The sequence below is a fragment of the Pseudomonas sp. B21-059 genome (assembly GCF_026016285.1).
GTDB lineage: Bacteria > Pseudomonadota > Gammaproteobacteria > Pseudomonadales > Pseudomonadaceae > Aquipseudomonas > Aquipseudomonas danubii.
In genome coordinates, this window is record NZ_CP087201.1 from 4,008,767 (window position 1) to 4,029,948 (window position 21,182).

Genomic DNA, 21,182 nt, shown 5'->3' on the forward strand with positions numbered 1-21,182 from the left:
AGAAATGATCGCTCAAGCCAAAGTTTTAGGCCCTAACCCATGCTCACAAATGAGATACGTTTGCATTCTCATTTAATCCCCATCACGGAGTGAAGCATGGGCACCAGCGTTGCGCACCGAAACACCTCAGGTTGGCCAGTCGATTCTGCAGTTCCTCGCCCGCCCCTGCGCCGCAGTCCGCTGGCGTGCCTGATCCACGGCCTGGCCCTGGGCCTGTCGTTGACCCAGGCTGGTAGCGCGCTGGCCGCGGACGCCGAGCGCGAGCCGCAGCAGCCGCTGACCCTGGACACCAGCGTGATCAGCGCCACCCAGGTCGACTCCCCTACTGGCCAGCAAAGCGGCTACGTGGCCAAGCGCAGCCTCAGCGGGACCAAGACCGATGCCTCGTTGAGTGAGATTCCCCAGTCGATTTCCGTGATCACCCGCGACCAGATGGATGCCCAGCAGGTGCAGTCGGTGAACGAGGCGCTGCGCTACACCGCCGGGGTGCAGGCCAATACCACCGCCGCCAGCCAGCGTTTCGACACGATCTCGATCCGCGGTTTCGACGTCACCACCGGCATGCTCCGCGATGGCCTCAAGGGCAACACCGCCCAGGCCTGGCCCAAGGTCGAAGCCTATGGCCTGGAACGCATCGATGTGCTCAAGGGCCCGGCCTCGGTGCTGTTCGGCCAGAACTCGCCGGGGGGCGTGGTCAACCAGATCAGCAAGCGCCCGCTGGAGCAGCCCTTCCATGAAGTGCAGATCCAGGGCGGCAGCTTCGACCGGGCCCAGGGCCAGTTCGACTTCAGCGGCCCGCTGGACGATGAGGGGCAGTTCCTCTACCGCCTGGTAGGCCTGGAGCGCGACAGCGGCACCCAGTTCGATCACATCAAGGACGACAAGCAGTACTTCGCGCCCTCCTTCACCTGGAAGCCCAACGACGACACCCGCCTGACCCTGCTGGCCGACTACACCCAGGATGCGTTCGGCGCGCCCAGGGTGTCCCTGCCGGCCCAAGGCACCCTGCTCGGCAACCCCAATGGCAAGCTCAAGCACAACGTCTTCCTCGATGAACCGGGGCTGGACAACGACCGCACCCAGTACTCACTGGGCTACTTGCTGGAGCAGCGTCTGAACGATGTCTGGAGCCTCAATTCCAGCGCCCGCTACGGCCACGTCAACCTGCTGACCAACACCGCCAGCGGCATGTCCCTGGCCCCGGACCTGCGCACCTTGAACCGCGCCGCCTATCGCTTCCGCATCGTCGGCGACACCTACTCCCTGGACAACAACCTCCAGGCCCGCTGGAACCTGGGCAATACGCACATGGTGTCGCTTTTGGGGGTCGACTACCGGCGCACCCGCGAGGACTACTACCTGCGCGGCGGCGCTGCCTCGTCCATCGACATCTACAACCCGGTGCATGGCGGCGTGTTCAACCCCAGCACGCCGTTCACCAACACCGTGCAGCGCGCCGATCAGGTCGGGGTCTACGCCCAGCAGCAGTTCACCTTCGACGAGCATTGGGTGCTCAGCGTCGGTGGCCGCCAGGACCGCTCCAGCGCCCGTACCGATAACCGCATGAACGACAGCGGCAGCAAGCAGAACGACGAGAAGTTCACCTACCGCACCGGCCTGGTGTACCTGGCGGACAACGGCCTGGCGCCGTACATCAGCTACTCCACGTCCTTCGACCCGGTACTGGGCACCAACTTCTACGGCACGCCGTACAAGCCCACCAGCGCCAAGCAATCGGAAGTGGGGGTCAAGTACCAGCCACCGGGGATCGACAGCTACATCACCCTGTCGCTGTTTGACCTGACCCAGGAAAACGTCAAGACCGCCGACCCGGCCCAACGCCTGAACACCCTGCAGACCGGCGAAGTGAACGTGCGCGGCATCGAGCTTGAAGGCAAGGCCAGCCTGGCCCGGGGCCTGGACCTGCTGGCGGCGCTGACCTACAACGACGCCGAGGTGAGCAAGAGCAACAACCCGCAGGAGAAAGGCCAGCGCCCCACCGACACCCCGGAAAAGATGGCCTCGCTGTGGGCCGACTACACCCTGCCCGAAGGCCCGCTCGGCGGCCTCGGCTTTGGCGCCGGCGTGCGCTACATCGGGTCTACCCAAGCCGACGCCGCCAACACCGTCAGCGTGCCCTCCTACACCCTGCTGGACGCGGCGGTGCACTACGACTTCGACAAGCTGATCCCGGCGGCCAAGGGCCTGCGCCTGGCGGTGAACGCCACCAACCTCACCGACAAGCGCTACTACGAAGGCTGCTCGCTGACCAATTGCAGCGCCGGTTATGACCGCAGCGTCATCGCCAGCCTGCGCTACCGCTGGTAAGCCGCCGATGCTGCCCATGCGTGAACTCTGGCTGCGGCTGCATCGCTGGCTGGCCCTGAGCCTGGGGCTGCTCCTGGCGTTACTGGGCCTGAGCGGCGCCTTGCTGGAGCTCAAGGGACCGATCCTGCGCTGGGAGGTCGGTGCAACGATGCTGCAACTGGCCCCCGGCGAGCACGGCACGCGGCTGGAACAGGACGCCTGGATCAAGGCCGCCTCCGACGCCTACCCGCAGTTGCACAAAGTCTTCGGCGCAGCCCCTCCGCGCCAGGGCTTTCTCGAATCGGACAACGTGATCGTCTTCGGTGCCCTCAAGGAGCGTCCCGGCACCGGCATCGCCATGATCGATCCCTACAACGGCGCGCCCCGGGGCTTCTTCGTCTTCGAGGACCTGTGGCTGGCCAAGCTGGTGGCGCTGCACCGCAGCCTGCTGTTGCCGCAGGCCTGGGGCTCGACCCTGGTGCTGGTGTGCGGCCTGGTGCTGCTGGGCTCCCTGGGCAGCGGCCTGTACCTGTGGTGGCCGGGCCGTCGCAGCTGGTGGAAAGCCGCCAGCCTGCGCCCCGGTAGCCAGGGTACCCGGCGCCTGCGCGAATGGCACAACCTCGCCGCCGCGTGGCTGAGCCTGCCCCTGCTGCTGATCGCCGCCAGCGGTGCCTGGCTCGCGCGCCCGGAGCTGTTTGGCTGGCTCACAGCCACGCCGATGGCGGTCAAGCCGCTGTTCTCCGCCGCCCACGGGCATTTGCTGCTGGGCACACCCGGCGCCTGGCTGGCTTTTCTCTGCGGTATTTCGTTACCCCTGCTGTACATCACCGGCCTGTTGTTGTGGTGGCGCAAGCGCCTCGCTCGCCGGGCCGTTCAATCGTTCAAGGAAACCTTACATGACACACCGTGATTTCTTGCGCCGCGCCCAGCGCGGGCTCTTGCTCGGCCTGCTGCCCCTGGGCCTGCTGTGGGCCGCCACGGCCAGCGCCGCGACCCTCACCGATCTGGCCGGACGCCAGGTCCAGGTGCCGGACAAGGTCGAACACATCCTCCTGGGGGAAGGCCGGATGATCTATTCCCTGTCGCTGCTCGAAGGCCAGAACCCCTTCGCCCGTCTCGCCGGTTGGCAAGGGGACTTTCGCGGCCTCGACGTGCAGGGCTACGAGGCCTACCACAAGGCCTTTCCCGAGGCGGACAAGGTGCCGCTGGTAGGCGGCACGTCCGCCGAAACCTTCAGCGTCGAAAAGGCCCTGGCGGTGCACCCGGACCTGGCGATCATGGCCCTGAGCGGCGGCCACGGGCCCAGCCCCGACAGCGAAGCGGTGAAGCAGCTGGAAGCGGCTGGGGTGGCGGTGATCTTCGTCGACTTCAGCGACCATCCCCTGAGCAACACCGTGCCCAGCATGCGCCTGCTGGGCCAAGCCCTGGGCCGTGAACAGCAGGCCGAGGCGTTCATCGCCTTCTACCAGCAGTCCCTGGCCCGGGTCAGCGACACCCTGGCCAAGGCAGGCAAGGTCCAGCAGCCGAAGATCTTCGTCGACATGCTCGCCGGCTTGCAGGATTGCTGCGGCTCCCCGGGCACCGGCAACTTCGGCGAAATGATCAAGCTGGCGGGCGGGCGCAACATCGCCGACGGGCGCATTCCCGGGCCCATTGGCGTGCTCAACGTGGAGTACATCCTTTCCAGCGATCCGGATGTGTACGTGGCCACCGGGGTGTTCGCTGCCGGCCAGGGCGGCGTGACCCTGGGTTATTCCGCCACCCTGCAACAGGCTCGGGACAGCCTGCGCCAGGCCGCCCAGCGCCCGCCGCTGAACGAGTTGCGGGCGGTGCGCGAGGGCAATGTGCATGGCCTGTGGCACATTTTCTATGACTCGCCGGAGCACCTGATCGCGGTCCAGGCCCTGGCCAAGTGGCTGCACCCGGAGCTGTTCAAGGACCTGGACCCGGACCAGACCCGCCGCGAGCTGTACCAGCGCTTCATGCCGATTCCCGCCAGCGGCGTGTTCGCTACGAGCCTGCAACCATGACCCAGGCTGCCACCGACGTGCAGCAGCGCGTTGCCTCAGGGCATTACCAAAGACGCCATGGCCGCCGGGTGCTGCTGTTGTCCGCTCTGGCCCTGGCCTTGCTGCTGTCCCTGGCCCTGGACATCACCACCGGGCCTTCGGGCATGAGCCTCTCGCGCCTGCTGCAGGTGCTCTGGGACCCGGGCTCGATGCCCCGGGTCGAGGCGGTGATCGTGTGGAACGTGCGCCTGCCCTACGCCCTGATGGCGGTGCTGGTGGGTGCCGCCCTGGCCCTGGCCGGAGCGGAGATGCAGACCGTGCTCGACAACCCCCTGGCCAGCCCCTTCACCCTCGGCGTGTCCGCCGCCGCAGCCTTTGGCGCGGCCCTGGCCATTGTCCTGGGCCTGGGCCTTCCCGGGGTGCCGGCGCAGTACCTGATCTCGGCCAATGCCTTCCTGTTTGCCCTGGCCTCGGTGGCCTTGCTCTACCTGCTGGCGCGCTGGCGTGGCTTCGGCGTGGAAAGCCTGGTGCTGTTCGGCATCGCCCTGGTGTTCGCCTTCAACGCCCTGGTGGCCCTGCTGCAATTCGTCGCCACCCAGGACAGCCTGCAGCAACTGGTGTTCTGGACCCTGGGCAGCCTGGCCCGGGCCTCCTGGGAAAAACTCGGGGTGCTGGCCGTAGCGCTGTTGCTATGCCTGCCGTTTTCCCTGCGCCAGAGCTGGGCCCTGACCGCCCTGACCCTGGGCGAGGAACGGGCCCGCAGCTTCGGCATCGACGTCGGCCGCCTGCGCCTGCTGGCGCTGCTGCGCATCAGCCTGCTGTCGGCCCTGGCGGTGTCCTTTGTCGGCACCATCGGTTTTATCGGCCTGATCGCCCCGCACATCGCCCGGCTGCTGGTGGGCGAGGACCATCGGCTGTTCCTGCCGGCCAGCGTGCTCAGCGGCGGGCTGATCCTGTCCATGGCCTCCATCGCCAGCAAGGCCCTGATCCCCGGGGTGCTGGTGCCGGTGGGCATCGTCACCGCCCTGGTGGGCATTCCGTTTTTCATGGCCATCGTCATGCGCAACCGCCGAGGTGTCCTGTGAGCCTTAACGCCCCCTCGACGCCCGGGCTGTGCACAGCCGGCCTGAACATGCATTACGGCAGCCACCAGGTACTGCGCGACGTGAGCCTGCCGCCCCTGGCCCCCGGCACCCTGACCGCGCTGATCGGCCCCAACGCGGCGGGCAAATCGACCCTGCTGCGGGGCATCGCCGGGTTGCAGAAAACCACCGGGCAGGTGCTGCTCGATGGCGTCGACCTCAACCGCCTGCCCCAGGTCGAGCGCGCGCAACACATCGTCTACCTGCCCCAGAGCCTGCCGGAACGCACGCGCCTGTGCGCCTTCGAAGCGGTGCTCAGCGCGGCCATGGCCGGGCATCGCGGTGCCGGCTTCGCCCCCGGCCGACCCAGCGCCGCGGTGCTGCACGGGGTCGAACAGGTGCTCCGGGACCTGGACCTCACCGCCCTGGCCGACCGTCCCATCGATGCCCTCTCCGGCGGCCAGCGCCAGTTGGTGGGGCTGGCCCAGGCCCTGGTGCGCCAGCCTCGGGTACTGCTGCTGGACGAACCCACCAGCGCCCTGGACCTGTACCACCAGTGCCAGGTGGTGGAGGCCATTACCCGGGCCACCCGCGAACGCCAGTTGATCACCCTGGTGGTGGTCCACGACATCAACCTGGCCCTGGGTTTCAGCCAGCAGGTGGTGGTCCTGCACAACGGCCGTCTGGCCGCCGCCGGACCGGCCCTGGAGGTGATCAACCAACAGCTGCTGCGCGACGTCTATGGCGTCGACGGGCGGCTGGAACAGGTGCGCGGTCGACCGCTGGTGATGGTCGACGGCCGCCTGCCCTTTCACTCAGCCCTGGGATAAACCATGACCCACTCACAACAGTTGCCCCTCGACACCCTGGACACGCCCCAGGCCGCCCCGGCCTTCGACCTGCGTCCGCTGTTGGTGGCCAACCTGGCCTGCACCATGGCGATGATGGCCTTTGTCTCGCTGATCGGTCCCATCGCACGGATTCTTGGCCTGGCCACCTGGCAAGCGGGCATGGCGGTGACCGTCTCCGGGGTGATCTGGATGCTCCTGGCCCGGCCCTGGGGCCGGGCCAGTGACCGCCTGGGCCGACGGCAGATCCTGCTGCTGGGCACCGGCGGCTTCACCCTGGCCTTTCTCGCCCTGAGCCTATTCATCGACCTGGCGCTGCACGCCCTGCCCTCGGCCATCCTGGCCTTTGCCGGGCTGCTGCTGGGACGCGGCCTGATCGGGGTGTTCTACGCGGCGATTCCGGTGGGCGGCTACGCGCTGATCGCCGACAACATCGAGCCCGAGCACCGGGCCCGGGCCATGGCCTCGCTGGGGGCGGCCAACGCTTGCGGCCTGGTCCTGGGCCCGGCGATTGCCGCGCTGCTGGCCCGCTACAGCCTGAGCCTGCCGTTCTATGTGCTGGCACTGCTGCCGCTGCTGGGCTTCGCCTTCCTCAAGGCGCGGCTGCCGCGTCAGGAGCTGCACCTCAAGCAACCGCCCAAGTCGGTGAGCCTGACGGACCCGCGCCTGCGCCGGCCGCTGCTGGTGGCGTTTGTCTCGATGCTGTGCGTGGCCATGGCGCAGATCACCGTCGGCTTCTTCGCCCTCGACCGCCTGGGCATGGGTCCGGCGGAGGCGGCGCAGACCGCCGGTGTCGCCCTGACCCTGGTGGGGCTGGCGTTGATTGCCTCGCAACTGCTGGTGCGCAAGCTGGAGTGGCCGCCACTGCGGATGATCCGCGTCGGCGCCCTGGTGGCCGCAATGGGCTTTGCCGCGAGCATCCTCGCCGCTCACGCCTGGGTGCTGTGGCTGGGGTTCTTTGTCTCGGCCGCCGGCATGGGCTGGATCTTCCCCTCCTTCGCTGCCCTGGCCAGCAACGCAGTGGACGCTGCCGAGCAAGGCGCCACCGCCGGTTCAGTCGGTGCCGCCCAGGGCCTGGGGGTGGTGGTCGGGCCCTTGGCGGGCACCCTGATCTACGCGGTGGAGCCGCGCCTGCCCTACCTGCTGGCGGCGTTGCTGTTGTTGCTGGTGGCCTGCTGGCCTGAAACCCGACGCCGCTGACCTTGGCGGGCGAACGGCTTGGGCGGCATTCCGACATAGCGCTCGCAAAGATCTGCAAGACAAAACAGGTTCGGTGGTCGATCGCCAAGCAAGGCCCGCAGGGCCTTTTCGCAGCTTCGCCGGGGCTCAGCAGCGGCTACACATGACAAAGGCAGCGCGGTCCCTGTAGCCGCTGCCGAGCCTGTGGCGAGGCTGCGAAAAGGTCCGCAGGACCTTGCCTGGCAATCTCCCGCCGAACCTCTATCGGCCTCAAGATCGCCGCGTCTGCCAGGTCACAATGCCGTCCGTTCGCAGCCTGCGGCAGCGGCTACACGTTGCTGCGGGCCATGCGCCGCAGGGCCAGGCTGTAGAGCAGCAAGGCCAGGCCCGCCAGGGCGCCGCCCGCCAGCCCGACATAGGCAAAACCCAACTGTCCGCCGACCCAGCTGCCCAGCAACGCACCACCGCCGATGCCGATGTTGTAGATCCCGGAGAACATCGCCATCGCCACGTCGGTGGCGTCCGACGCCAGCACCAGCACCTTGGATTGCAGGGCCAGGCCGAAGCCCATGATCGCCATGCCCCAGACCACGCTCAGCACCACCAGTGACCAGACATGGCCGTTGAGGGGCAACAGCAGGCTCAGGCACAGCGCCAGCAGGGTCACCGCCGTCAGCAGGAAGCCCTGGGGACTGTGGCGGTGCAACCAGCTGAACAGCAGCGAGCCGATGATCCCGGCACCGCCGAACACCAGCAGGATCAGGGTCACCACATCGCCCCCCAGGCCCGCCGCTACCTTGATGAACGGCTCGATGTAGCTGTAGGCGGTGAACTGCGCGGTGACCACCAGGGCCGTCAGCCCGTAGATCGCCACCAGCGCCGGGCGTTTGAACAGCAGCGGCAGGCTGCGCAGGGAGCCGGAGTTCTGGCTGGGCAGCAGCGGCAAGGTGCGGATCAACCACAGCACCAGCAAGCCGGCCATGGCCGCGATCACGCCGAAAGTGGTACGCCAACCCAGGGCCTCGCCCAGCAGGCGCCCCAGGGGAATGCCCAGGACCATGGCCAGGGAAGTGCCGGTGGCCAGCAGGCCCAGGGCCTGCACTTGCTTGCCCGGCGGCGCCAGGCGCACCGCCAGTGACGCGGTGATGGACCAGAACAGGGCATGGGCCAGGGCCACGCCGATGCGGCTGAGCATCAACAGGCCGAAGCTGTTGGCCAGGCTGGACAGCACATGGCTGACGATGAACAGCCCGAACAGCACCGTAAGCAACCGGCGCCGCTCGACGTTGCGGGTCAGCAGCATCACCGGCAGCGAGGTCAGGGACACGATCCAGGCGTAGATGGTCAGCATCAGCCCGACCCGCGCGGTAGGCAGGTCGAAGCTGGCGCCGATGGCGCTGAGCAGCCCCACCGGCACGAATTCCGTCGTGTTGAAGACAAAGGCCGCCAGCGCCAACGCGATGACCGGCTGCCAGTTACCTTGAGGTGTAGCCGCGGAGTTGCTCATGGGCGGGTCGTAATACTCTATCGATGATCGAACAGGTCCAGGACCCGATAAAAATGCACAACCCGGGCCAGGAACCATGACCGGGGGCTGCCCTCTTGCGCAGCTGGCGCGCGGTGTCGCTGCCTGTTTTTTGCGCGACACAGGCTGGCAGGCGCCTGGTCAGTTGCCCTGCGCCGCCTCAAAGACCGTCATGGCCAGCGCCACCCCTTTGAGCAGGCGCGCCTGGGGGACCCCGTCCCGGGCCTGAACCGACAGCCCGTGCAGCACCGTAGAGTAATAATCCCCCAGGGAAGTTGCATCGGTGTGTGCCGGCAGTTCGCCGGACTGCACCGCCGCTTCCAGGCGCTGGATGATGCTCGCGGTACGGGCCCGGCGATGCTCGGCCAGCCACTCACGCACGCCGTCGTTGTCGCTGGAGCAGTTCACCGCCGAGGACACCACCATGCAGCCCTGGGGATGACCGGCCCGGGTGTAGAGCGCCACCGCCTCCTTGAGCATGCGCTCGATGGCGACATAGGCGCTGGCTTCGCCCAGGGCCTGGTCGGCAAAACCGCCCTCGTGGCTTTCATAGAGTTCGATGGCCTCGCGAAACAGCGCCTCCTTGGAACCGAAGGCGGCGTAGATCCGCGCCGAGGCGATCCCCAGGGCCGCCACCAGATCGGCCATGGAGGTGGTTTCAAATCCACGGGCCCAGAACAGCTCAAGCGCTTGGCGCAACGCCTGGTTGCGATCGAATTCGCGGGGTCTTCCAGCCATGGGGGTCGGGTATCTCGTCAGGACAAGGAAACTGACCGGCAGGGGCCGGTCAGTGGGTTGGCGCAAGGCGCCGCGACGAAATGATATTAGATTTGCACCAGCCCCGGCCATTTTCCATGGCCCGGGACCGCCTGCCCTTTCTTCAGTCGGCGCCCTCCTGAAGAAAGGGCAGCAGGTGAGCGAGGAACTCCTCCGGCGCCTCTTCCATGATGAAGTGCCCGCAGTCGGGCACGATGGCGCCACGCAGATCCGTGGCGTGGCCCTGCAGGGTCAGCAAGGGCGCATCGTTGGTGGCGTGCTCGGCGCCAATGGCCAGCACCGGCATTGCCAGCGGTCGCTGCGCGCGCAACTGATTCTGGCGCACGGTCTCGGGAATCGCCCGGTAGTAGGCAAAACCCGCACGCAGGCCGCCCGGCGCCGCGTAGGCCTCGATATAGACCTCGGCGGCCACCGCCTCGCGGCGATGGGACCAGTGATCGAAGATGTAATTCAGGTAGGCCCGCTCGCGTCCGGCGATCAAGGCTTCCGGCAAATCACGCAGCTGGTTGAACATGAAGTGCCAGAGAAAGATGTTCTGCTCTGGCGCGACGAAGATCGGCGGCGCCGCCGCCAGCCCCGGGATCACCGCTTCGGTCAGCGCCAGGCGCTCCACCGCCTGCGGATGATCGCTGGCCAGGGCGTAGGCGATCCACATGCCGACGTCGTGGCCGACCACGCTGTAGCGCTCGAAGCCCAACTGCCCCATCACCTGGTGCAGCACCCCGGCCACATGGCCGGTGTCGTAGCCCTGCTCCGGGCGGTCGGAGTGGCCGCTGCCCGGCGGGTCCACAGCAATGGCCTGGAAGCCCCGGGCAGCCAGGGCCTGGATCACTTCGCGCCAGGCGTACCAGGTCTGCGGCCAGCCGGGAATCAGCAGCACCGGCCGGCCCGTGCCGGCGCTGACACAGTGGATGCGCTGGCCGTCGATGCGCACATAGCGATGGGTCAGGCCGCCAGTGTCGGCCTGGGTGTTGTCGGTGAATGCAGTCATGGGGGTTCTCTTGATGAAGGGTTCAGGCAATGCCGAGCATGCGGTTGATCTGTTGGCGGTCGATCCCGGCCCCGGCGAAGTCGTCGAAGATCCGCTCGGTGACCTGGATCATGTGGCGGTTGATGAACTCGACACCTTCCCGGGCGCCGTCCTCCTGATCCTTGAGGCAGCACTCCCACTCCAGGGTCGCCCAGCCCGGGTAGTCGTATTGCGCCAGCTTGGCAAAGATCCCCTTGAAGTCGACCTGGCCGTCGCCCAGGGAACGGAAGCGCCCGGCCCGCTCGACCCAGGAACTGTAGCCGCCGTAGATGCCCTGGCGGCCGCTGGGATTGAACTCGGCATCCTTGACGTGAAACATGCGGATGCGCTCGTGGTAGATGTCCAGGTAACTCAGGTAGTCCAACTGCTGCAGCACGAAATGGCTGGGGTCGAAGAGGATGTTGCAGCGCGGGTGACGGTCGACCAATTCATAGAAGCGTTCGAAGCTGGTGCCATCGTGCAGGTCCTCGCTGGGATGGATCTCGTAGCACAGGTTGACCCCCTGCTCGTCGCACACATCGAGGATCGGCCGCCAGCGTCGCGCCAGCTCCTCGAAAGCGGCCTCGATCAAACCTTCTGGACGTTGCGGAAAGGGAAACAGATAAGGCCAGGCCAGGGACCCGGAAAAGGTGCCCATGTCACCGAGCCCCAGGCGGCGCGAGGCCTTGGCCGCCAGCTTCATCTGCTCTATGGCCCAGGCTGTTCTGGCTTGGGGATTGCCCCGCAGCGCCTGGGGCGCGAAGTTGTCGCACATTGCGTCGTAGGCCGGATGCACCGCCACCAGCTGGCCGAAGATATGGCTGGTCAGCTCACTGATCACCAGACCCTTTTGCGCCAACTGACCCTTGAGGTCATCGCAGTAATCCTGGCTGTCCGCCGCGGTGGCGACGTCGAACAGACGCGCATCCCAGGCAGGAATCTGCAGTGCCTTGAAACCCAGATCAGCAGCCCACTGGGCAATGCCCGACAGGCTGTTGAAGGGGGCGCTATCGGCACTGAACTGTGCCAGGTGCAGGCTGGGGCCCTTGAGGGTTTTCATCGAATTGCTCCCTATTCTTTGTTGGTCGACAAAGAATAGGGAGCAGCTGTTGCCACGTCAATCATCGGTGTGCGGAAAATGCTTTGGGGGCGGGCTGATCACCGGTAGCAGCTGGCTTGCCAGGGATGGCGCCGTTCTGCAAACGCGAACGCGCCGGGTACATGAACGGGAAGCGCATGGCGCTCTCCACACACTCGCCAGCTCGCACACGTTCAGTTGTTGGTTTCGCCTATCAATGAGTCCTGCGGGCAATAGCCTTCTACAACTGAATGAACAGCACATCATGAATGTGACTAAAGACTCAGTGAAATCAATTCATTACCCCTCAATTAATAGCCCAGCATAAACTGCAGCTCAATGATCGATAGCTTAGAAACACCACTAAGCAAAAGAACCTAGCAATAACATTGGAAAGTACAGAGAACCGATAAATAAACTCAGGTTCCATCTCGGAAACCAGGACGCCATGAACAAAGAGCTTACATTTACCATCAAAAGCATTTGCTTCGACGAAAATTATCACCCCTCCGAAAACACCCGTATCACTACCAATTTCGCTAACTTGGCCCGTGGCAAAAGCCGCCAAGACAACTTGCGCAACACGTTGAAAATGATTGACAACCGCTTCAATGCCTTGGCGCATTGGGACAACCCCAAAGGCGATCGTTACGCTGTCGAACTTGAAATCGTTTCCGTTGAAATGGACATTGATACTGAAAACAGTGGCAACGCCATCCCTTTGATTGAAATACTGAAAACGAACATTTTCGACCGAAAGACCAATGAGCGCCTGGAAGGCATTGTCGGAAACAACTTCTCCTCTTACGTACGAGATTATGACTTTAGCGTTCTGTTATTGAACCACAACAAGGACCAGCCAGAATTCAGCACTCCCGACAACTTTGGAGAGCTGCATGGAAAGCTGTTCAAGCACTTCATCCACTCAAGCGCCTACAAAGAAAACTTTAGCAAACCACCGGTTATTTGCCTCAGTGTTTCCAGCAGCCGAACCTATCATCGGACTGAGAACCAGCACCCTGTCTTGGGTTTTGAATACCAGCAGGATGAATATTCTTTAACCGATGATTACTTCAAGAAGATGGGATTGAAAGTTCGCTACTTCATGCCTGCAAACAGCGTTGCGCCTTTGGCTTTCTATTTCGTCGGCGACTTGCTCAGTGACTACACCAATCTTGAGTTGATCAGCACCATCAGCACGATGGACACCTTCCAGAAGATTTACCGCCCTGAAATCTACAATGCCAATTCTGCGGCAGGAAAATCCTATCAACCAAGTCTGAAGCACCAGGATTACTCACTGACTCGTATCGTCTATGACCGAGAGGAACGTAGCCGCCTAGCTATTGAGCAGGGGCAGTTTGTTGAGGAGAACTTCATCAAGCCGTACCAGGCCATCCTTGAGCAGTGGTCCGCCCATTGCGCTCTTTGACTCATTGAAATCACAAGGCCATTGATGATGAAAAAACTGTTACCCACCTCAACTGCCGGCAGCTTGCCTAAACCCTCCTGGCTTGCACAACCTGAAACACTGTGGTCGCCCTGGAAGTTGCAAGGCGAGGAATTGGTCGAGGGCAAACACGATGCTTTACGTTTGTCACTGCAGGAACAACAACAGGCCGGTATTGATATCGTCAGTGATGGCGAACAAACGCGCCAACACTTTGTCACTACCTTTATTGAACACCTCAGCGGCGTTGATTTTGCAAAACGTGAAACCGTTAGAATTCGTGATCGCTATGATGCGAGCGTGCCAACGGTGGTGGGTGCTGTTGCTCGGCAAAAACCGGTATTTGTTGAAGATGCCAAGTTTTTACGTCAGCAAACCAAACAACCCATAAAATGGGCGCTGCCAGGCCCCATGACCATGATCGACACGCTTTATGACAGCCATTATAAAAGTCGCGAAAAACTGGCTTGGGAATTCGCCAAGATCCTCAATCAGGAAGCCCGAGAGTTAGAGGCTGCCGGTGTGGATATCATCCAGTTTGATGAGCCCGCCTTTAACGTTTTCTTTGATGAGGTGAATGATTGGGGAGTGGCCACCCTGGAAAGGGCCATTGAAGGCCTCAAGTGTGAAACGGCGGTCCATATTTGCTATGGCTACGGTATCAAGGCCAACACAGATTGGAAAAAGACTCTGGGATCAGAGTGGCGACAATATGAAGAGGCTTTCCCCAAGCTGCAAAAATCCAGTATCGATATAGTCTCGCTGGAATGTCACAACTCTCATGTCCCAATGGATCTCATTGAACTCATCAGAGGCAAAAAAGTGATGGTCGGGGCCATTGACGTGGCCTCCAACACCATTGAAACACCAGAGGAAGTGGCCAATACCCTACGCAAAGCACTGCAGTTCGTAGAGGCCGACAAACTCTATCCATGCACCAACTGTGGCATGGCGCCATTAGCTCGTGGAGTGGCAAGAGGCAAGCTAAAGGCGTTAAGCGCTGGTGCAGACATTATCCGAAGAGAACTCTCGAACCCGTGCTGAGCTGAAGCCGGAAATGCTGTGCGGGAGGATTGAAGCAGTGGATTAAAAAGTTACCGGGCTGCTTCAGGCCCTCCTCGACACTTTCGAGCAGCACCCGATATTTAGGACCCTCCATGTCACTTCCCAGAACGGCTATCGAGCCATTGAGCTTTCGCGAAGCGCTCGGGCACTACGCATCCGGTATCACGGTGATTACCTCGCAGGTTGCTGGCGAGCCGATCGGCTTTACCTGCCAGTCGTTTTATAGCGTGTCGATGAGCCCGCCACTGGTGTCATTCAGCGTCATGTCCGGCTCGGCCAGCTATCCCAAGATTCGCCAGGCGGGGCGATTCGCGGTCAATATCCTGTCCGGTGAGCAGGTCAGGATTTCCAACCAGTTCGCTCGCAAAGGCACGGACAAGTGGCATGGCGTCCAATGGCAGGAATCGCCGCTGGGTAATCCGATCATTGCCGGCAGCCTGCATTGGCTGGATTGTGAAATTCACGCCGAACACGCCGCAGGTGATCACCTGATCGTGATTGGTGAAGTGAAAGCGTTGAACCTGCAACAAGCGGCGGCTGCGCAGCCATTGCTGTATTTCAAAGGGCAGTATTGCAACCTCGCAGCCCATGGCTCGGTTTGAAGCCTTGAGCTGCGCGGTGCTCTTTCGCTGAGGGCCTGTTGCAGGCCACTGGCTTGCTTGCAAATCAGACAGACGCGGTTACCGCAGCCTCTTGGCGATAGTGCCGATCCACGACGCCGCCGATAGCCGCCAAACGGCCGCACCTCCCTCCTTACTCTTGTACCGGAATCTGCCGCAACGGCTTCACCGACTTGAAGGAAAAGCTCGAGTAGATTTCCTTTACCGCCGGCAGGGTCTGCAGCACCTCTCGGGCAAATTCGCCGAAGGACTCCAGGTCCTTGGCCAGCACCTCGAGAAGAAAGTCATAGCGCCCGGAGACGTTGTGGCAGGCGATGATTTCCGGGATTTCCAGCAGCCGCTGCTCGAAAGCCCGAGCCGTCTCCCGGGAATGGGACTCCATCATCACGCTGACAAAGGCAGTGACCCCATAGCCCAGCGCCTTGGGCGAGAGGATCGCCTGGTAGCCGGTGATCACCCCGCTCTCTTCCAGCAACTTGACCCGGCGCCAGCACGGCGAGGTGGTGAGGGCCACGCTGTCCGCCAGCTCGGCATTGGTCAGCCGGGCATTGTCTTGCAGGGCAATCAGCAGGGCTTTGTCCGTACGATCCAGGCTCTGGGGCATGTTTTGCCTCTTTATCTTGTTTTTATGATGATTTATTCCAATCAAGTGCTTTTTTTGGAGCCAGATTAGAATTTATTGCGCCGGATTTGAGCATAGCATTAGGGAAAATCCGAGAGTGTTCACCATGAACAATAAAAACAGTGACCTTGGTTTTTCCACCCGAGCCATCCACCACGGCTATAACCCTCAGGAGCATCAGGGCGCGCTGATTCCGCCGATCTACCTGACCTCCACCTTTACCTTCGCCACCACCGAATATGGCGCTGGCTGCTTTGCCGGCGAAGAACCCGGCTACTTCTACACCCGCATCGGCAACCCGACCCTGGCGTTGCTGGAAGCGCGCATGGCGGCCCTGGAAAATGGCGAGGCCGCAGTGGCCTTCGGTTCCGGCATGGGCGCCATTGCCGCCACCTTGTGGACCCTGCTGCGCCCCACCGACGAAATCATCGTCTGCCGGACCTTGTATGGCTGCACCTTCGCGCTCCTGCACCACGGTCTGGCCGAGTTCGGGGTCAAGGTGCGCCATGTGGACATGAGCGATCTGGGCAACCTGCGGGCCGCCATCAGCCCGGCCACACGCATGATCTATTGCGAGTCCCCGGCCAATCCCAACATGCAACTGGTGGACATTGCCGCCGTGGCCGAAATCGCCCGCCAGCATCCGCGCATCACCTTTGCCGTGGACAACACCTATTGCACCCCTTACCTGCAGCGTCCACTGGAGCTGGGGGCCGATCTGGTGGTGCATTCGGCGACCAAATACCTCAACGGCCACGGTGACATCACCGCCGGTATCGTGGTCACCCGCCAGAGCCTGGCGGAGCGCATTCGCCTGCAGGGCCTGAAGGACCTCACCGGCGCCGTGCTTTCGCCGCAGGACGCCTTTCTCCTCATGCGCGGCCTCAAGACCCTGGCCCTGCGCATGGAGCGCCACTGTAGCAACGCCCAGATCATCGCCGAGTACCTGCAAGAGCATCCGCGGGTGCAGTGGGTCGCCTACCCCGGCCTGCCGTCCTTCGCGCAATACAGCCTGGCGCAACAGCAGATGAAATTGCCCGGCGGCATGCTCGCCTTTGAACTCAAGGGCGGCCTGGCCACCGGCAGCCGCTTCATGAACGCCCTGCAACTGTTCAGTCGCGCAGTGAGCCTGGGGGACGCCGAGTCCCTGGCCCAGCACCCGGCGAGCATGACCCATTCCACCTACACCCCGGAAGAACGGGCCGAACACGGCATTGCCGAAGGCCTGGTGCGCCTGTCGGTGGGCCTGGAAGACATCGCCGACCTGCTGGCCGATCTCGCCCAGGCCCTGGATGCCTGTGTCGAACCCGCGGCGCCGCTACCGGCCGTCGAGGCCGTGGCCAGGATCGGCAAGGCCCTTCCTTGAGCCGGGTCAACGCCGTTCCGGGCTGTCCGGTCTACAACCCCGAGTTGCCGATGCGCCGCTGCCTGCGGCGCATCATGCATCCAAGCAACACCCGCAACACCCTTTGAATCGTTACCCACAGGAGTGGAACAACATATGAGTCGTATCAATAACAAAGCCACCCAACTGCTCAGCGCCATGATCCTTGCCGGTCTCGCCTGCCATTCCCTGGCAGCCGACAGCATCCGGATCGGCATCGCCGGGGCCAAGACCGGCCCGGTGGCGCAATACGGTGACATGCAGTTCAGCGGCGCGCGCATGGCCATCGAGCAGATCAACGCCAAGGGTGGCGTCGACGGCAAGCAACTGGTGGCCGTGGAATACGACGATGCCTGCGACCCCAAGCAAGCGGTGGCCGTGGCCAACAAAGTGGTGAATGACGGCGTCAAGTTCGTGGTCGGGCACCTGTGCTCCAGCTCCACTCAGCCGGCGTCCGACATCTACGAAGATGAAGGCATCGTGATGATCACCCCGGCGGCCACCAGCCCGGAGCTGACGGCCCGGGGCTACAAGATGGTGTTCCGCACCATCGGCCTGGACAACGCCCAGGGCCCGGCGGCGGCACGCTACATCGCCCAGCTGAAACCGACCAATGTGGCGGTGCTGCACGACAAGCAGCAGTACGGTGAAGGCATCGCCAGCTCGGTCAAGGACATCCTCGGCAAGGAAGGCATCAAGGTCGCGATGTTCGAAGGCATCAACGTCGGCGAGCGCGACTACTCATCGATCCTGGCCAAGCTCAAGCAGGCCAATGTCGATTTCGTGTACTTCGGCGGCTACCACCCGGAAATGGGCCTGCTGCTGCGCCAGGCCAAGGAAAAGGGCCTGACCGCGCGCTTCATGGGCCCTGAAGGCGTAGGCAACGACTCGATCTCGCAGATCGCCAAGGACGCTTCCGAAGGCATGCTGGTGACCCTGCCCAAGTCCTTCGACCAGGACCCGGCCAACAAGTCCCTGGTGGAAGCCTTCGAAGCCAAGAAGGAAAACCCCAGCGGCCCGTTCGTGCTGCCGTCCTACTCGGCCGTGGAAGTGATTGCCGGGGGCATCGCCGCGGCCAAGAGCGAAGACCCGGAGAAAGTCGCCGAGGCGATCCACAAAGGCACCTTCAAGACCCCCACCGGCGACCTGAGCTTCGACGAGAAAGGCGACCTCAAGGACTTCAAGTTCGTGGTCTATGAATGGCATTACGGCAAGCCCAAGAGCGTAGCGGCAGAAAGCGCCGGGCTGTAAGCCGGTAACGGCGCGCCGCTCCTCCCCGGGGAGCGGCGTCCCGCTGGCGTCAAAAAAAACAATAACCTCAAACAAAACAGGGTCTTAGAGCAAAAAACTTTACTACTCCGCCCCCCCGCAAAAATAATACCCTACTTATCAACTTGGGAATAACCACCCCACAACAGCAACTAAGACCTGTTACCGCAACACTTCAAGCATGCTGTAAATCCGCCAAAACCCAGACTAGACAAGCAATACTTTCGGCGTAGATCGTTAGCACGCTTAGTTACTTGACAATGAACTTACGATTCCGAAAATCCGAACTCAAAAGCCTGCACCCTGCCTGAACATCCCGCCTTCACCCCCGCCGCCGTTGGACATAACGCCCTGAACCGAGCGACAACCAGCAACACTGTGAAAGACTTCCCTCTTGAAATCTCTTAGCCAAATAGTCAACTACCTGCTAATAGACACCCCCTCCGTTAATTACCACCAAACAACTTGAAATAACATTTGCACACTAAATTCACTTTTGTTTATTGTGCGCCTACGCACTTGCTAGCCTATTAGTAAGAGACGGATTCCCGGCGTCAAAAACTTGTTCAAGGAGAAAAGAACGTGGATCCTTTTATCGGAGAAATTCGCTTGTTCCCCTGGGGCTGGGCACCTGAGGGTTGGCTCCCTTGCGAGGGCCAGGTTCTACCCATCAACACCCACGTGGCGCTGGCTTCCCTACTGGGCAGAACCTATGGCGGTGACGGCAGTACGACGTTCGGCCTGCCGGATCTGCGTGGCCGGGTCGCTCTGGGGCAGAACTACAGGGCCTCCACTGTCGATCCGATCATGGATGTGCACGCGCTGGGCACCAAAGGCGGTAGCGAAACCGTGACGATGCCGCAAAACTCGGTGGCAAAGCATAACCACGCCACGCACGTCTCCAACGATCCGGGCAACGATGACCCGGGCGGCAATATTCCCGCTGTCAGCTCGAACACCAAGGGGGTCCCGGCAAAACCGACCTATACCCCGGCAACCGGCACTCTGATCGCCCTCAACAGCGCGACCGTCACCCCAACGCCAGGCATGCCCATGCCGAATGTGCAGCCCTCCATCGTGGGCTATTTCTGCATCGCTACGACGGGCATCTACCCGCCGCGCCAGTAACGGCTGTCTACAGACCCTCAAGCAAGGAAACTGACATGTCTGAAGCTTTCGTCGGAGAAATCCGCATGTTCGCCGGCAACTATGCGCCAGAGAATTGGGCGTTCTGTGACGGTTCGCTGATGCCCATCAGCAACTTCCAGGTCCTCTACTCGTTACTGGGCACCCTGTACGGCGGCAACGGCAGCACCAACTTCGGTCTCCCGGACTACCGTGGCCGGCTCCCCGTGGGCCAAGGCGCCGGCACCGGACTGACCCCAAGGACACTAACGCAGAAGTTTGGCGTGGAAACCGTGACCATGAGGCCGGAAAACACTGCCCCCCACACCCATGGCTTTATGGTGAGCGCCCAAGATGCCACGTCGCCGGTCCCATCCCCAGCCGCAACGGCCAATAGCATGACCTTTGGCAAATTCCCGGGCGCGGGGATCATCACCGGACTGTACAGCGCAGGAACCGGAACATCCGTCACCGTTGCGATGAACCCGCAGTTTCTCGACTCGGCACTGACCCCGAGCGGTGGCGCCACGACCCCCCACAGCAACCTGATGGGTTCGTTGGCGATCAACTACATCATTTGCCTGGTCGGCCTCTATCCGACCCGACAGCAGTGACCCCCTCACTCAATCTGGAATGACCGATCATGGACGCTTTTACCGGTGAAATCAGACTGTTCCCCTACAACTTCGTCCCGCAAAACTGGGCGTACTGCGATGGCTCGCTCATCACCGTCCAGCAGAATCCAGCCCTCTATTCGGTGATTGGCAACCTGTATGGCGGCACTCCCGGACAGAACTTCAATCTGCCCAATCTCAACGGGCGCGTGGCCATGGGGGCCGGGCCCGGCCCCGGGCTGACCGACAGGCCCGTTGGCACGGCCGTGGGAGCCGACCGGATAACCATGGTGGCCAGCAACTTCGCCCCGCATACCCATCAGGTGTTGGCCAAGGACGGCAGCGAATCGGCGGCCGCTCTGGATATTCCCAACAACACCGCCTACCTGGCACAACCGCGCAACGTCCGCCTGTACAACAACACCGCACCAACGGCGACAAACCAGACACTGGCGGCCACCACGGTGGGCGACACCGGTAGCGGCGCAACGTCGACGGCCTTGCGCAACACCATGCAACCCTTCCAGACACTGTCCTACTGCATCTGCCTGGATGGCGAGTACCCGATCAGAAGCTCATGACTCACATCACCGCTCTCCATTTGCCGGCAGGCAACGTGGCTGTACTGCGCAAGCAGAACAGCCATGACCTGGGATTTCTCCAGGCGCTGTACGCCTCACGCCGCTGGGCCGAAGTCAGTGCAGTGCCTGGCTGGAACGACGCCCAGCGCCGGGCTTTCCTGCACTCCCAGGCCGAGCTGCAACGCCAGCATTATGAAAAACACTTTCCCGCCGCGGACTTTCTGATCGTCGAACAGGCCGGCAGCCCGATCGGGCGCCTGTGTGTGCAGTACGCGGCCGACGATGTGCGCATTGTCGATATTGCCCTGCTACCGGACTGGCATGGCCGGGGCATCGGCACCCAGTTGCTGCGCACGGTACTGGCCAAGGCCGACGCCCAGCGTCAGAGCTGCAGCCTGAGCGTCGAACAGGGCAGCCGTGCCCGCCGGCTGTATGAGCGGCTGGGCTTCCGGGCCGGTGCCGACAGTGGCCTGTACACCCAAATGCAGCGTCCCGCGCGGATGGCCGCCCGGGAAGAGATCGACAGTCCCTGAGCATCAAGTAATACCTGCCCCCCAAGGGGCCGGCTGTAGCCGTGCTGTAACCGCTGGACCTTTATCAACACTTACGCTGGACACGACCCTCAAACCGGTCGCAAG

20 protein-coding genes are annotated in these 21,182 nt (G+C 62.8%); 15 read left to right on the top strand and 5 right to left on the bottom strand.

Features of this window, described 5'->3' with window-relative positions; all coding sequences use genetic code 11:
- The first annotated feature begins 96 nt into the window (after nucleotides 1–96).
- Genes LOY69_RS17720 through LOY69_RS17745 form a run of 6 tightly spaced genes read left to right on the top strand, consistent with a single transcriptional unit; the run spans nucleotide 97 to nucleotide 7,446 of the window.
- The gene (locus LOY69_RS17720) at nucleotides 97–2,328 is read left to right on the top strand and encodes a TonB-dependent siderophore receptor (protein ID WP_265073322.1); all 2,232 of its coding nucleotides are present in this window, start codon (nucleotides 97–99) and stop codon (nucleotides 2,326–2,328) included.
- A gap of 16 nt (nucleotides 2,329–2,344) precedes the next feature.
- Nucleotides 2,345–3,217 (top strand): PepSY-associated TM helix domain-containing protein, encoded by an 873-nt coding sequence (locus LOY69_RS17725; protein ID WP_265073323.1) that lies wholly within the window; start codon nucleotides 2,345–2,347, stop codon nucleotides 3,215–3,217.
- The gene (locus LOY69_RS17730) at nucleotides 3,204–4,337 is read left to right on the top strand and encodes an ABC transporter substrate-binding protein (RefSeq protein ID WP_123394425.1); all 1,134 of its coding nucleotides are present in this window, start codon (nucleotides 3,204–3,206) and stop codon (nucleotides 4,335–4,337) included. Before LOY69_RS17725 ends, LOY69_RS17730 begins: the two co-directional genes overlap by 14 nt.
- Nucleotides 4,334–5,401 carry a FecCD family ABC transporter permease gene (locus LOY69_RS17735; protein ID WP_265073324.1) on the top strand — a complete coding sequence of 356 codons (1,068 nt, stop codon included), beginning with the start codon at nucleotides 4,334–4,336 and terminating at the stop codon, nucleotides 5,399–5,401. Before LOY69_RS17730 ends, LOY69_RS17735 begins: the two co-directional genes overlap by 4 nt.
- Entirely contained in the window at nucleotides 5,398–6,228 is an 831-nt protein-coding gene (locus LOY69_RS17740; protein ID WP_258379482.1) for an ABC transporter ATP-binding protein, read from the top strand. Before LOY69_RS17735 ends, LOY69_RS17740 begins: the two co-directional genes overlap by 4 nt.
- 3 nt (nucleotides 6,229–6,231) lie before the next feature.
- A complete protein-coding gene (locus LOY69_RS17745; RefSeq protein ID WP_265073325.1) occupies nucleotides 6,232–7,446 on the top strand; it encodes an MFS transporter in 1,215 nt (404 codons plus the stop codon).
- Between the two features lie 307 nt (nucleotides 7,447–7,753).
- On the opposite strand, the gene LOY69_RS17750 is transcribed toward LOY69_RS17745, so the two are convergent.
- From LOY69_RS17750 to LOY69_RS17765, 4 genes are all read right to left on the bottom strand, one after another.
- Nucleotides 7,754–8,932, bottom strand: coding sequence for a sugar transporter (locus LOY69_RS17750; protein ID WP_102880201.1), 1,179 nt, complete (start codon nucleotides 8,930–8,932; stop codon nucleotides 7,754–7,756).
- A 159-nt stretch (nucleotides 8,933–9,091) separates the two neighbouring features.
- A complete protein-coding gene (locus tag LOY69_RS17755; RefSeq protein ID WP_102880200.1) occupies nucleotides 9,092–9,688 on the bottom strand; it encodes a TetR/AcrR family transcriptional regulator in 597 nt (198 codons plus the stop codon).
- 142 nt (nucleotides 9,689–9,830) lie between these two features.
- Complete coding sequence (locus LOY69_RS17760; RefSeq protein WP_110596531.1) at nucleotides 9,831–10,718, bottom strand: alpha/beta fold hydrolase; 888 nt, start codon at nucleotides 10,716–10,718, stop codon at nucleotides 9,831–9,833.
- 22 nt (nucleotides 10,719–10,740) lie between these two features.
- Nucleotides 10,741–11,796, bottom strand: a complete 1,056-nt coding sequence (locus LOY69_RS17765) for a sugar phosphate isomerase/epimerase family protein (protein WP_265073326.1) — start codon at nucleotides 11,794–11,796, stop codon at nucleotides 10,741–10,743.
- A 466-nt stretch (nucleotides 11,797–12,262) separates the two neighbouring features.
- On the opposite strand from LOY69_RS17765, the gene LOY69_RS17770 reads away from it, so the two are divergent.
- The 3 genes from LOY69_RS17770 (at nucleotide 12,263) to LOY69_RS17780 (ending at nucleotide 14,931) form a co-directional block, all read left to right on the top strand.
- Complete coding sequence (locus LOY69_RS17770) at nucleotides 12,263–13,246, top strand: DUF1852 domain-containing protein (protein WP_170004820.1); 984 nt, start codon at nucleotides 12,263–12,265, stop codon at nucleotides 13,244–13,246.
- 27 nt (nucleotides 13,247–13,273) lie between these two features.
- Nucleotides 13,274–14,308 (top strand): methionine synthase, encoded by a 1,035-nt coding sequence (locus tag LOY69_RS17775; protein WP_170004818.1) that lies wholly within the window; start codon nucleotides 13,274–13,276, stop codon nucleotides 14,306–14,308.
- 113 nt (nucleotides 14,309–14,421) lie between these two features.
- Entirely contained in the window at nucleotides 14,422–14,931 is a 510-nt protein-coding gene (locus tag LOY69_RS17780; protein ID WP_110596527.1) for a flavin reductase family protein, read from the top strand.
- 151 nt (nucleotides 14,932–15,082) lie between these two features.
- Here LOY69_RS17780 and LOY69_RS17785 read toward each other — a convergent pair whose 3' ends face one another.
- The gene (locus tag LOY69_RS17785) at nucleotides 15,083–15,553 is read right to left on the bottom strand and encodes an Lrp/AsnC family transcriptional regulator (RefSeq protein ID WP_102863087.1); all 471 of its coding nucleotides are present in this window, start codon (nucleotides 15,551–15,553) and stop codon (nucleotides 15,083–15,085) included.
- A gap of 124 nt (nucleotides 15,554–15,677) precedes the next feature.
- Here LOY69_RS17785 and LOY69_RS17790 point away from each other — a divergent pair, with 124 nt between their 5' ends.
- From LOY69_RS17790 to LOY69_RS17815, 6 genes are all read left to right on the top strand, one after another.
- Nucleotides 15,678–16,937, top strand: a complete 1,260-nt coding sequence (locus LOY69_RS17790; RefSeq protein WP_265073327.1) for a methionine gamma-lyase — start codon at nucleotides 15,678–15,680, stop codon at nucleotides 16,935–16,937.
- Between the two features lie 135 nt (nucleotides 16,938–17,072).
- The gene (locus LOY69_RS17795) at nucleotides 17,073–18,206 is read left to right on the top strand and encodes a branched-chain amino acid ABC transporter substrate-binding protein (RefSeq protein WP_123394434.1); all 1,134 of its coding nucleotides are present in this window, start codon (nucleotides 17,073–17,075) and stop codon (nucleotides 18,204–18,206) included.
- A gap of 600 nt (nucleotides 18,207–18,806) precedes the next feature.
- Nucleotides 18,807–19,352: a phage tail protein gene (locus tag LOY69_RS17800; RefSeq protein ID WP_102880193.1), complete on the top strand. Its 546-nt coding sequence runs from the start codon at nucleotides 18,807–18,809 to the stop codon at nucleotides 19,350–19,352.
- A 35-nt stretch (nucleotides 19,353–19,387) separates the two neighbouring features.
- Entirely contained in the window at nucleotides 19,388–19,963 is a 576-nt protein-coding gene (locus LOY69_RS17805; protein WP_265073328.1) for a phage tail protein, read from the top strand.
- A gap of 29 nt (nucleotides 19,964–19,992) precedes the next feature.
- Nucleotides 19,993–20,544: a phage tail protein gene (locus LOY69_RS17810; protein ID WP_102880191.1), complete on the top strand. Its 552-nt coding sequence runs from the start codon at nucleotides 19,993–19,995 to the stop codon at nucleotides 20,542–20,544.
- On the top strand, nucleotides 20,541–21,077 hold the full coding sequence (locus LOY69_RS17815) for a GNAT family N-acetyltransferase (protein ID WP_102880190.1): 537 nt from the start codon (nucleotides 20,541–20,543) through the stop codon (nucleotides 21,075–21,077). The genes LOY69_RS17810 and LOY69_RS17815 overlap by 4 nt, the downstream gene beginning before the upstream one ends.
- Nucleotides 21,078–21,182: the final 105 nt, after the last annotated feature.

Coding starts and splice junctions, on each gene's coding strand:
- LOY69_RS17720 (WP_265073322.1), top strand. CDS start 97: ATGGGCACCAGCGTTGCGCACCGAAACACCTCAGGTTGGCCAGTCGAT.
- LOY69_RS17725 (WP_265073323.1), top strand. CDS start 2,345: ATGCGTGAACTCTGGCTGCGGCTGCATCGCTGGCTGGCCCTGAGCCTG.
- LOY69_RS17730 (WP_123394425.1), top strand. CDS start 3,204: ATGACACACCGTGATTTCTTGCGCCGCGCCCAGCGCGGGCTCTTGCTC.
- LOY69_RS17735 (WP_265073324.1), top strand. CDS start 4,334: ATGACCCAGGCTGCCACCGACGTGCAGCAGCGCGTTGCCTCAGGGCAT.
- LOY69_RS17745 (WP_265073325.1), top strand. CDS start 6,232: ATGACCCACTCACAACAGTTGCCCCTCGACACCCTGGACACGCCCCAG.
- LOY69_RS17750 (WP_102880201.1), bottom strand. CDS start 8,932: ATGAGCAACTCCGCGGCTACACCTCAAGGTAACTGGCAGCCGGTCATC.
- LOY69_RS17755 (WP_102880200.1), bottom strand. CDS start 9,688: ATGGCTGGAAGACCCCGCGAATTCGATCGCAACCAGGCGTTGCGCCAA.
- LOY69_RS17760 (WP_110596531.1), bottom strand. CDS start 10,718: ATGACTGCATTCACCGACAACACCCAGGCCGACACTGGCGGCCTGACC.
- LOY69_RS17765 (WP_265073326.1), bottom strand. CDS start 11,796: ATGAAAACCCTCAAGGGCCCCAGCCTGCACCTGGCACAGTTCAGTGCC.
- LOY69_RS17770 (WP_170004820.1), top strand. CDS start 12,263: ATGAACAAAGAGCTTACATTTACCATCAAAAGCATTTGCTTCGACGAA.
- LOY69_RS17775 (WP_170004818.1), top strand. CDS start 13,274: ATGAAAAAACTGTTACCCACCTCAACTGCCGGCAGCTTGCCTAAACCC.
- LOY69_RS17780 (WP_110596527.1), top strand. CDS start 14,422: ATGTCACTTCCCAGAACGGCTATCGAGCCATTGAGCTTTCGCGAAGCG.
- LOY69_RS17785 (WP_102863087.1), bottom strand. CDS start 15,553: ATGCCCCAGAGCCTGGATCGTACGGACAAAGCCCTGCTGATTGCCCTG.
- LOY69_RS17790 (WP_265073327.1), top strand. CDS start 15,678: ATGAACAATAAAAACAGTGACCTTGGTTTTTCCACCCGAGCCATCCAC.
- LOY69_RS17795 (WP_123394434.1), top strand. CDS start 17,073: ATGAGTCGTATCAATAACAAAGCCACCCAACTGCTCAGCGCCATGATC.
- LOY69_RS17805 (WP_265073328.1), top strand. CDS start 19,388: ATGTCTGAAGCTTTCGTCGGAGAAATCCGCATGTTCGCCGGCAACTAT.
- LOY69_RS17810 (WP_102880191.1), top strand. CDS start 19,993: ATGGACGCTTTTACCGGTGAAATCAGACTGTTCCCCTACAACTTCGTC.
- LOY69_RS17815 (WP_102880190.1), top strand. CDS start 20,541: ATGACTCACATCACCGCTCTCCATTTGCCGGCAGGCAACGTGGCTGTA.